General features: G+C 42.7%; 13 protein-coding genes and 1 pseudogene. 1 reads left to right on the forward strand and 13 read right to left on the reverse strand.

The genetic code is table 11. The annotated features are described in order from the left end of the window. Positions 1-16: 16 nt before the first annotated feature. The 8 genes from rplM to DBT_RS12750 all read right to left on the reverse strand — a co-directional run bounded on the left by rplM (position 17) and on the right by DBT_RS12750 (position 5681). Positions 17-445, reverse strand: coding sequence for a 50S ribosomal protein L13 (rplM, locus tag DBT_RS10640; protein WP_067620359.1), 429 nt, complete (start codon positions 443-445; stop codon positions 17-19). 86 nt (positions 446-531) lie between these two features. Then, positions 532-1188: a YkgJ family cysteine cluster protein gene (locus DBT_RS10645; RefSeq protein ID WP_067620362.1), complete on the reverse strand. Its 657-nt coding sequence runs from the start codon at positions 1186-1188 to the stop codon at positions 532-534. Between the two features lie 321 nt (positions 1189-1509). Continuing rightward, a complete protein-coding gene (locus DBT_RS10650) occupies positions 1510-2346 on the reverse strand; it encodes a cytochrome b N-terminal domain-containing protein (RefSeq protein ID WP_067620364.1) in 837 nt (278 codons plus the stop codon). Next, positions 2343-2741, reverse strand: a complete 399-nt coding sequence (locus DBT_RS10655) for a QcrA and Rieske domain-containing protein (RefSeq protein WP_067620367.1) — start codon at positions 2739-2741, stop codon at positions 2343-2345. The genes DBT_RS10650 and DBT_RS10655 overlap by 4 nt, the downstream gene beginning before the upstream one ends. Continuing rightward, a complete protein-coding gene (locus tag DBT_RS10660; protein ID WP_279614890.1) occupies positions 2738-2959 on the reverse strand; it encodes a DUF2905 domain-containing protein in 222 nt (73 codons plus the stop codon). The genes DBT_RS10655 and DBT_RS10660 overlap by 4 nt, the downstream gene beginning before the upstream one ends. After that, a complete protein-coding gene (locus DBT_RS10665) occupies positions 2943-3551 on the reverse strand; it encodes an epoxyqueuosine reductase QueH (protein WP_067620370.1) in 609 nt (202 codons plus the stop codon). The genes DBT_RS10660 and DBT_RS10665 overlap by 17 nt, the downstream gene beginning before the upstream one ends. A gap of 2 nt (positions 3552-3553) precedes the next feature. Continuing rightward, positions 3554-5110 carry a bifunctional ADP-dependent NAD(P)H-hydrate dehydratase/NAD(P)H-hydrate epimerase gene (locus DBT_RS10670; RefSeq protein WP_067620397.1) on the reverse strand — a complete coding sequence of 519 codons (1557 nt, stop codon included), beginning with the start codon at positions 5108-5110 and terminating at the stop codon, positions 3554-3556. Positions 5111-5396: 286 nt separating this feature from the next. Then, entirely contained in the window at positions 5397-5681 is a 285-nt protein-coding gene (locus DBT_RS12750; RefSeq protein WP_083186778.1) for a phosphoribosyltransferase family protein, read from the reverse strand. Positions 5682-5839: 158 nt separating this feature from the next. Between DBT_RS12750 and DBT_RS12150 the strand changes: the two genes are divergently transcribed. Continuing rightward, positions 5840-6001 (forward strand): hypothetical protein, encoded by a 162-nt coding sequence (locus DBT_RS12150; RefSeq protein ID WP_153304067.1) that lies wholly within the window; start codon positions 5840-5842, stop codon positions 5999-6001. Between the two features lie 17 nt (positions 6002-6018). Here DBT_RS12150 and DBT_RS12920 read toward each other — a convergent pair. From DBT_RS12920 to DBT_RS10700, 5 genes and pseudogenes are all read right to left on the reverse strand, one after another. Next, a pseudogene (locus DBT_RS12920) lies at positions 6019-6150 on the reverse strand (hypothetical protein); the annotation flags it as partial. Beyond that, positions 6116-7339, reverse strand: coding sequence for an isocitrate dehydrogenase (NADP(+)) (gene icd / locus DBT_RS10680; RefSeq protein ID WP_067620375.1), 1224 nt, complete (start codon positions 7337-7339; stop codon positions 6116-6118). The gene icd and the pseudogene DBT_RS12920, both read right to left, overlap by 35 nt. Before the next feature lie 548 nt (positions 7340-7887). After that, positions 7888-8193 (reverse strand): helix-turn-helix domain-containing protein, encoded by a 306-nt coding sequence (locus DBT_RS10690; RefSeq protein WP_067620381.1) that lies wholly within the window; start codon positions 8191-8193, stop codon positions 7888-7890. A gap of 2 nt (positions 8194-8195) precedes the next feature. Beyond that, complete coding sequence (locus DBT_RS10695) at positions 8196-8558, reverse strand: type II toxin-antitoxin system RelE/ParE family toxin (RefSeq protein WP_067620384.1); 363 nt, start codon at positions 8556-8558, stop codon at positions 8196-8198. A gap of 247 nt (positions 8559-8805) precedes the next feature. Next, the coding region (locus DBT_RS10700; RefSeq protein WP_208600911.1) for a hypothetical protein at positions 8806-9426 on the reverse strand (621 nt) is incomplete at its 5' end.

The following is a 9426-nucleotide window of genomic DNA, read 5'->3' on the forward strand; positions in this document are numbered from 1 at the left end:
CTCTTCCTCTCGTAATTTATATATTTAATGGTTGAGGTTTTTGTGCTGCATGAGGATGATTTGGACCGCTATAGATCTTGAGCTTCTTGAGCTGCTTTCTTCCCAAACGATTCTTGGGAAGCATTCTCTTTACAGCAAGCCTAATTACCTCTTCCGGCTTTCTTTTAAGCATTTCCTTGGCAGTAAAAGATTTTAAACCTCCGATGTAGCCAGTATGCTTGTAATACATTTTCTTCTCAAGCTTTTTGCCGGTGAGGCGCACCTTTTCTGCATTGACGACTATGACAAAGTCGCCAGTATCGAGGTGAGGTGTAAAGATGGGTTTGTGTTTACCCCTCAGTCTCATTGCAATTTGAGTTGCGAGTCGACCCAAAACTTTATTTTGGGCATCAACTACGTACCAATTTCTCTCTATCTTATCTACCTGTGGTAATGGCGTTTTCATTGGGCTCTCCTGCCTCTAATGTAAAATTACATTTTGTTCCTAAATTTATCAGGGACAAAGTCTTCTAAATGAAAACTGATGAAATGTCAAGGGGTTTGAAGCATCAATTCTATTCCAGTCCTTTTTTTGAGTCTTCTTGTGAAGGCCAAGAATCTTCCTCTCTCCTGTGGAGGGACGAGAAATCCAGGAAATGGCCTATTTCTTATAAGATTAAGGGTAGCTTTGGTCTCGTGGTAATTGACGACATCCCATAGGTTTCCTGTAAAGCCTTTTGAGTCGACATGTTCAATAATTTGCTGAATAGAAAGGTTGACAGTAATGAGAAATGGATCCATTTCAGCCCCCTCTCCTGGATCGCACGGCTTGGTCGACGTCATGGCCCTGCACGAAAAAGGCCTAAATTGGTATACACTGCACAATCCCTCTTGGGAGAGTAGGGGGCAGATGCCCTTTGTGTGAACTCCAGTATCTTCTGGTGGATATTGTTCCTTAAGATAATAACTAGCACTTTCGTTGATGGAGATAGATGGCCTGTAACCAAATGTATCATCTAAATCAATTTCTCTTAAGGCATCTCTAACGCGGTTACCAGCTTTTTCCATTAGATAATCTACTTCCATGGTTGTGGTCACTACATTTGTCGTGCAGCAGGTACTGCAGCCTGCCGCACATGAAAAGGCATATCCTTTTAAAAAATCATCATAAAATTCATATAATGCTTCAATGAAGTTGGTCATCAGCATTCAGTCCCCATTTTTAAACCCAAATTATGCACGGCAAAAGGGGGTAAAAATGATTTTTTCTATTGAGCAAAGTTGTTGCTCGCTCATAGCGTATCGGGAAACTTTCACCTTTTGGGTGAAACAAAATCATGTATTTTTTCCCCCTTTTGCAGCCCTTAGGGATTGGCGATTTTAACCGGGGCTCTGCGTTGTCAGGGGCTTGAAGTACCCTAGTACGTCTGCTTCCGGTCCGCCTTGCATTTTAGGCAAACTCGCCAATTGCATAATTTAGGTTAAATTTTTGACTACACAAAGTACAAAGGGCAAAGTCTATTATCAATATTACCGTAGAATAGCAATAACTGTCAAAAGCATATAAGAGATTAACCAAGAAATCAGTATAAAGGCTGCAACTTTTTTTGCCCTTCGTATGCATAGTGCGCCAAATGATATTATTGAAACACCGGGAAATACAACTCCTGCCCAAAAGGGAGGAAGATATCTGAGTAGTTCTTGAATGCCTAAAAAGAACCACGGCCCTTTTACCAAATCCATTGTGATATCTTTTGGATCAAGTGGGGCAGGAACAAGGGATGAAAAAAGGATAGTGAGCGAAAAAGTGATGAAGAGTACATCGGCTCTAAGTATTGTCCTTCCCAAATGGTACCATGTGCCCAATAGCCAGAGTACAAAGGTAAAAAAGATGTGTACTACGTAGACCCTGTTGACTCCTTCATCGGCTAGGGCTAGAAGGAACCTGTCAATTGCATTTCCGATTCCTGGAATGGTCAAAAAGAGGTGCTCGGCAATGCGAGCAGCATCCTGTCCGGTTTGATCAAATCTCAAGATGTATCCAGAAAACAGGGCATATACCCCAAAAAAGAGGGTGGAGGTCAGGACCATCCAATAAAGAATTCCCTTTGAAGTTTTGCCAATTCTGTCGGTCTCTGGGATGTTTTTGTAGGCATGCCAGATGAGAAGGAGAAAAAAGCTCTGACTGGACCAAAAATGAAGGGATCTTAGAAATCGTCCAAAGGGTAGAAGAGCATCTATTGATACCGTAGAGACAAAGGGTGTAGATGGATCGTATTGAAAGGCGAGAATAAAGCCACTAAGTCCTGACACAAATAGTGCTGCTAGGCACAGTTCGCCAGATCTTTTTGTTAGGGTTTGGATCATACGTGCTTTGACCTCGGGATGATGATCTCATAGCCGCCTTCATTCCCAGTCAATTTATTGACTTCAAAGGTTTCTAGATCTCTTTTTGCAGGTCCCTTTATGTATTTTCCATCCCATTCAAACATGCTTTGATGGCATGGGCACAGGAATTTTTTATTTGACTCTGAATATTTCAAGATACATCCAAGATGCGTACAGCGCCTTGAGACCGCAATTGGCCCAGTAGGTGTTTCGAAGAGAACGAATGCATCCTGTATGAGTGAATCTCCAGGCTTTAACTTCTTGAATATTCGGATCTTAAACGGCGGTCTGTATCTTTTCTTTTCAATGAAAGCAAAGACAGGATATCCAAGTAGTGCAAATATGCCTGTTTTTAGGAGGACTCTTCTATTCATTTTCTTAATAGCCACATAATTAGAGTGAGAACAACGCTTAAAAGAATACTGGTGCCCAGGGGAAAGTAAAAGTGAAAGTTGCCCCTATGATATGCTATGTCTCCTGGTAGTCTACCAAGGAAAGGGATCTTAGCGCCAAAAGAGAAAATAAGCCCAACAACGACTAGTATGATACCCAAAAAAATGAGTACTTTTCCCATTTCAAACAATGGATTCATATGCCTCGTATTCCTCCTTAAAGCGCTTTTTCATCCTATCTATTCTTTTTTGGTATCGTTCTTTTTCACTTATAATACATCCACAATATGGTTGCATGTAGATGCCTATCCGTCTTGCCTCATCCTTTCCCTCTTTCCAGCCCTCTCTAAAATCCTCATAGAAGAATTCAATTCCAATTTCTTCAGATATCTTCTCTGAAATTTGTTTTATTGCTTGGTGATCCTGGTATACAGAGTAAAGCAGAGTAGTGGAAAAAACCTTAAAACCAAGCCTCTTTGCCTCCAGGGCAGTTACTATAAGTCTCATTGAATAGCATGCATGACACCTCTTGGGACGCTCAAGCCCAGCACTGGTCACCTCTTTTAGCCATTCTTCGAAGTCATAGCCCTTTGGGTGAAATACTACAGAGAAATTAAGGATTTCTTTAATTTCTTCAAGGGCCTGAACTCTCTGCTCATATTCCCTGAACGGATGGATGTTTGGATTGAAAAAGAAACCTGTAAATTGAATTCCTTTTTCTCTCAATACCTTAACAGGATAAATAGCACATGGACCACAACATATATGAAGTAAGATCTTGTTCGAAGTCATCTTTAGCATCCTACCAATTGTTTCCAAACTGTTGGGAGTATTTCACACAGTTCTGTTGCAGTGAATCCAAAAGGACCTTTAACCTTTTTTAGGATGTCGGCACAAAGGCCGTGCACGTATACACCGATTCGCGCTGCATCATAAGGGGTGTAACCCTGGGCTAGAAGACCACCAATAATTCCAGATAAAGCATCTCCCATGCCTCCCTGGCCCATTCCTGAATTACCCGTTGGATTGACAGAGAATCTCCCTGAAGGCTCTGCTATTATGGTCCTCGCACCCTTAAGGACGACTATTGAGTCTGTATCTTTTGAAAGGCTGGTGGCCATATGTAATCTGTTTTCCTGTACTTCACTGGTGGAACAACCCATTAGCCTTGCCATCTCTCCTGGATGCGGTGTTAGGACTCTAGGTGCTTTTTTCTCTTTCAATATAGAAAGGTCTTCTGAAAGGGTGGTGAGGGCATCTGCATCTATAACCATTGGAAGTCTACATTCAGTTATGAGCCATTTTTGAAGCTCTTTTGAGGCAAGGCTCAGTCCTATACCAGGGCCAAGTACCACTGATTTCTTTTTCTCGAGGAATTCAATGAGTTCGTCCCTGGCCTTTTCGCTGACTTCTCCAGTTTGAGCCGCATCAGAGAGCCATAAGGTCATGACTTCAGGGGGAATTATTTTTGAAATGGTATCTTGTGCACACTTTGGAGACGCAACAGTGACTAGGCCGGACCCGGCCCTGAGGGCGCCGTGAGCTGCAAGTGCTGCCGCACCTGTCTTTCCCCTGGAGCCAGCTACTATTACGGCGTGTCCAAAGGTGCCTTTGTGCCCCCATGGCGGCCTTTCTTTCATCAGTCCCTTTATAGTGTCTTTGTCTAGAAGTTCTCCTTTAATATCAGCATCTTTTATTGCTTTAACAGGGATTCCGATATCCACTATCTCAAGCTCTCCTGTGTAAAAAGCACCAGGAGAAAGGATGTGTCCGATCTTGGGAAGGGCCATGGTAATAGTCAGGTCTGCTTTTACAGCGGTACCAAGGGGGAGCCCCGTGTCTGATGAAAGACCAGAGGGGATATCTACAGAAGCAGTGGCAATTTGAGCCTCGTTTATTGCATTGATTATGGCCTTAAATCTTCCTTCAACTGGTCTTTTAAGGCCTGTTCCAAATATGGCGTCAATGATCAAGCCGAATCTATTTAGTTCTTTAGTAGCACTGGCCACATCTTCATCCAGAATATATCGTATGGTGAGATCCAGTTTTTCAATAATCTTCAGATTTACAAGGGCATCACCTTTAAATTTTTCTCTGCTCGATAGGATCCAGACCTCGAGGGGATATCCCTTTTGATGGAGTTTCCGTGCAACTACGAAACCATCCCCTCCGTTGTTGCCTGGGCCAGCGACAATGAGCGTGCCTTTTTTGAGCTCACTGGGATAGTGTCGCTGGATAGCCTCGAACACACCTGTTCCCGCGTTTTCCATGAGTATGAGGCCAGCAATTCCATAGTCCTCTATGGCTTCTCGATCAAGACGTTGCATCTGGCTTGTATTTACGGCCTTCATAGCGATCTCCTTAACAAATATTGTATTTAACCTAAATCCTGCACGGCAAAAGGGGGCAAAAATTTTTTTAAGCATTATATCAGCCAGTTGCTTGACAAAAACCATAGCTTTAAACTTCACTGTTTAAATGAGTATGGAACCCATTTGGTTTTGCCCCTTTTGCCGCCCTTCGGGATTGGCGATTTTGCCCAATCTTCTTTGTTGCTCGGGGCTCGTAGTACCAAAGTACGCCTTCGCCCCTCGCGCCTCGAATCTTGGGCAAACTCGCCAATTGCAGGATTTAGGTTTAAACTTTACTCAATGTCCGTGCATAGGTTACTACGTGGACCGAGGCTGCACCAGCCTTTCTCAAGGCAAGAGTGGCTTCTTTTGAGGTTGCCCCAGTGGTAAGGACATCATCAAATAAGAGCACACTTTTTCCCTTTATCCTTTTGGGATCTGCCCAAAAGACTCCTTTGACATTTTTGAGTCTATCTTTTCGAGAAAGTTCAGATTGTGCAGGGGTATCTTTGATCTTTTTGAGGCAAAAAGGATCAATTTTGTCCTGTTGAACTGCGTTGATCCCATAGATGAGTTCAAGACACTGGTTAAAGCCGCGTTCTCTGAGTTTTTTTTAGAAAGGGGCATCGGACAAACGATATCTGCCTCTAAGTTGAGATTCTTAAAGGAATCTTGAGCCAGATATTGAAGACCCCGTAGGGCCTGGCACTTTCCATTGAACTTAAAAGCATGGATAAGACTCTTTATGGTATCAGAATAGAGGAAAAGGCTTCTAAGGCTATCCCAAGGCGGCGGATTTTTTATGCAATTTCCGCAGATCCTGTTTGGTCCTTTCGGGGATCTAAAAGGTATTCCGCATACAAGGCACACAGGGGAGGGGCAATTGAATGAATGGCCCCTTTGCATTTACTGCAAAGGGGCTCATTACAAAAGACATCTAGATACTTACCGCAGTTTGCACACCGTGGCGGTATAATTAAGTTTAAAACTACTTTTTTTAAATACTTATTGGTCCATGGACTCCACAATTGAGCTTGCAAATTCAGAGCATTTTACCTCTGTTGCCCCTTCAATCTGACGAGCTAAGTCATAGGTCACACGCTTTTTGGCAATTGCTGCCTCCAGGGCGTTGTGTACAAGATCCCTTGCCTCGGTCCAACCAAGGTATTCGAGCATCATGGCCCCAGACAAGATTAGAGAGCCTGGATTGACCTTGTCTAGCCCTGTATATTTGGGCGCAGTCCCATGGGTGGCTTCAAATAGGGCGTATCCGTCTCCGATATTTGCCCCAGGAGCCATCCCAAGACCGCCTACCTGTGCTGCCAATGCATCACTCATGTAATCACCATTTAGATTTGGCATGGCAAGGACGTCGTATTCTCTGGGTCGTAAGAGTATCTGCTGGAACATGGCGTCTGCAATTCGGTCCTTGATAACTATCTTTCCCTCTGGGAGGTTGCCATCGAATTTTTCCCATAGATCCTGCTCTGTGATTACGGTGTCGGCAAACTCTTCCTTTGCCAGTTCATATCCCCAGTTCCTGAATGCTCCCTCTGTGTACTTCATGATATTGCCCTTGTGGACCAGGGTAACACTCTTTCTACCATTGCTGAGGGCATAATTTATGGCCTTTCTTACAAGCCTTTTTGTGCCAAATATGCTTATTGGCTTAATGCCAATACCAGAATCTTCCCTGACATTTGCCCTCATTGTATCCTTTAAAAACTCTATTACTTTTTTTGCCTCATCACTTCCCTGAGGCCATTCGATCCCGGCATATACGTCTTCAGTGTTTTCCCTGAAGATGACCATGTCCACTGCCTCAGGGTGCTTTACAGGACTGGGAACCCCTTTGAAGTACCTTACTGGCCTTACGCAGGCGTAAAGATCGAGTTCTTGGCGCAAGGTGACATTGAGACTCCTGATGCCCTCTCCAACAGGTGTTGTAAGAGGTCCTTTAATGGCAACTACATATTCCTTGATGGCATCTAGGGTCTCTTTTGGGAGCCATTCACCAGTCTTGTCCTTGGCCTTTTCTCCAGCGTAGATCTCGAGCCACTGGATCTTTCTCTTTCCGCCATATGCCTTTTCTACAGCGGCATCAATGACCATTTGGGTGGCCCTCCATATGTCAGGGCCGATACCGTCTCCTTCAATAAAGGGTATGATTGGATTGTCTGGGCAAACAATGCTTCCATCATTGTTAAGGGTAATCTTTTGTGCTTCCATGGCCTCACTCCTTATGAATTTGGATTCGGCAGAAACTAAAACAAGTCCTGGCTTTAGTCAAATTCAAATTAGCCTTTTTTGAGGCCCAAAATTATACCTGTCTAATACTTAGTTAGTGTTTTTACAGGTATTTTAATAGCCTCAAATAGAGAGAGTGAATCTCTTAACCGCTTGTTAGATAATATTTAAAATCCTCAAGGATGTCAAAAAAATATAAATTTTCAGCCTGATTCCTTTCTGGAAATCTATTCCCCTCAAAAAATCTAGTTACAGGAAAATAGTGGGAGGCGTTCGGTGGATCTTTTCGATATCGTGCACCTTGCAGTAAAAAGAAGCCACTGGGGGGTAGCTTGCGCTTGTCTTGGAGGATAAAACGGTTAAGACCAAGCATTGAATGGATGATGGCAAAAGGGACACTAAGACAAGTAGATGTGCGTAGTCAATTCTTGGTGGATTCTAGCCAACTGCTCAGTGCGGACTCGCATGCTGGGTGGTGTGGGGAGGGCGGGGAAAACCCCGCCTTTACCCGATTTATACTTTCTTTTATTTCATAATAATGCCTCTAAACCCTTTCGTTCCATGATATCTAGTAACTTACGGGCTGCTCCTGTTGGCCTCTTAAGACCTTGCTCCCACTTTTGAACTGTAGATGGACTTATGTTAAATAAACTTGCCAGTGCAGCTTGGCTTAACTTGAACCTCTTTCTAATAGAAATAATCTTTTCTGGAGGATAGTCTTTCACCTCTGGTAGACAAAGCTTCTCAATATTTTTCATTGTTATATCATCCACTAAACCACTTTTATTGAGATCCTTAACTGTATTCATTATTGATTTAGTTATCGATTCTCTCATTTTTACACCTCTATGAAATCCCCATTTTTAATGGCTATCCTTATTTGTTCGGAGGTTAACCCGAGAAGTATCTTCGAAAATTCTCTCAACGCATGAAGTTCTCTTTTGGATAAAGAAGATTTTTCATTTTTTGCAAATCCATGTATAAAAATGGCTCTATCCCCTTTTTTATAGCAAATTATCATTCTGGCACTGCCTCTTTTACCTTTGCCTATAAATCGAACTCGCTTCTTGTAAAGATTACCACCTAAGCTAGCTTCGTATTTTCCTTTTTCTATTTCATCCAAAGCGCCCTTCAATGCTTCATCAAGCAATTGTTGTTTGGATGCCCATTTTGCAAAAGTTTTTGTCATTAATCTGAACATATACTATATGTATATCACTGAGTGATATACTTGGCAACATATTTCCTTGGCCTTAGATATTGGCCTGTAATCAAATATAATTTAGCTGTCCATGAGGTCCGGCTAAATGCCCTTTTTTAGCACAATGTTGTGGCTCAGGGGCGGCAAACAGTGCGGGGCAACCAACTGCGAATTACCACCAGACCATATGCGGGACACTGGCTTGGAAAAAAACGCCACGCTGTTTGCCGTCCATTGCAGCCGATTGTTATGTTCGGCAGTTACGAAAGTGTTCTATCAGTCCCTCCTCAAAAAAGTACATAGTGTCTTTGATAGATAGCCTACAGATCACCAATTTTTTCTTTTTACAGCTCACCGTTGTTCCATATGACATATGAAGGACTAACTCTGCTTCGTGAACAAACTTCGACCGGAGTTCGTAAAGGTACTTGGCTAAATTTTCAATAGACGCCTCAGTCCCCCTGATCTCAAGACGAGACACGAGATCATGTTGCCGATCAGGAGGCAACGTTTTGAAGAATGATATGCACCGCTTGATCGAACCGAATTTTTCCTTGTATTTCCTGTAAACTTCATCAAGTTTGATCTTATCGCTTATGGGAAACTGAATGCCGTACTTCTTACTTACGATGAACTGGTAGAAATCGATGAATTTTTCTTCTGATAGAGACTCTATAAGTGAAAAAATTGCAATGTATTTGAATGTATTTGTAAAATAGTCAATTCTATTGTTTGAATCTGGAACGTCTACAAGCCAATCGCCTCTCTTAACCATAAAGAGGTAAAAGGATGCTGTCCTCAAAAAGAGACTTTTTTGGTCTGTTAAAGGCCCTGTCAATTCCCCAGGTAAGGGTACTAAAAATTCCTC

This window comes from Dissulfuribacter thermophilus (assembly GCF_001687335.1).
Classification (GTDB): domain Bacteria; phylum Desulfobacterota; class Dissulfuribacteria; order Dissulfuribacterales; family Dissulfuribacteraceae; genus Dissulfuribacter; species Dissulfuribacter thermophilus.

Coding starts and splice junctions, on each gene's coding strand:
- DBT_RS10645 (WP_067620362.1), bottom strand. CDS start 1,188: ATGCTGATGACCAACTTCATTGAAGCATTATATGAATTTTATGATGAT.
- DBT_RS10660 (WP_279614890.1), bottom strand. CDS start 2,959: ATGAATCCATTGTTTGAAATGGGAAAAGTACTCATTTTTTTGGGTATC.
- icd (WP_067620375.1), bottom strand. CDS start 7,339: ATGGAAGCACAAAAGATTACCCTTAACAATGATGGAAGCATTGTTTGC.
- DBT_RS10670 (WP_067620397.1), bottom strand. CDS start 5,110: ATGAAGGCCGTAAATACAAGCCAGATGCAACGTCTTGATCGAGAAGCC.
- DBT_RS12150 (WP_153304067.1), top strand. CDS start 5,840: ATGGATAAGACTCTTTATGGTATCAGAATAGAGGAAAAGGCTTCTAAG.
- DBT_RS10650 (WP_067620364.1), bottom strand. CDS start 2,346: ATGATCCAAACCCTAACAAAAAGATCTGGCGAACTGTGCCTAGCAGCA.
- DBT_RS10690 (WP_067620381.1), bottom strand. CDS start 8,193: ATGAGAGAATCGATAACTAAATCAATAATGAATACAGTTAAGGATCTC.
- rplM (WP_067620359.1), bottom strand. CDS start 445: ATGAAAACGCCATTACCACAGGTAGATAAGATAGAGAGAAATTGGTAC.
- DBT_RS10665 (WP_067620370.1), bottom strand. CDS start 3,551: ATGACTTCGAACAAGATCTTACTTCATATATGTTGTGGTCCATGTGCT.
- DBT_RS10655 (WP_067620367.1), bottom strand. CDS start 2,741: ATGAATAGAAGAGTCCTCCTAAAAACAGGCATATTTGCACTACTTGGA.
- DBT_RS10695 (WP_067620384.1), bottom strand. CDS start 8,558: ATGTTCAGATTAATGACAAAAACTTTTGCAAAATGGGCATCCAAACAA.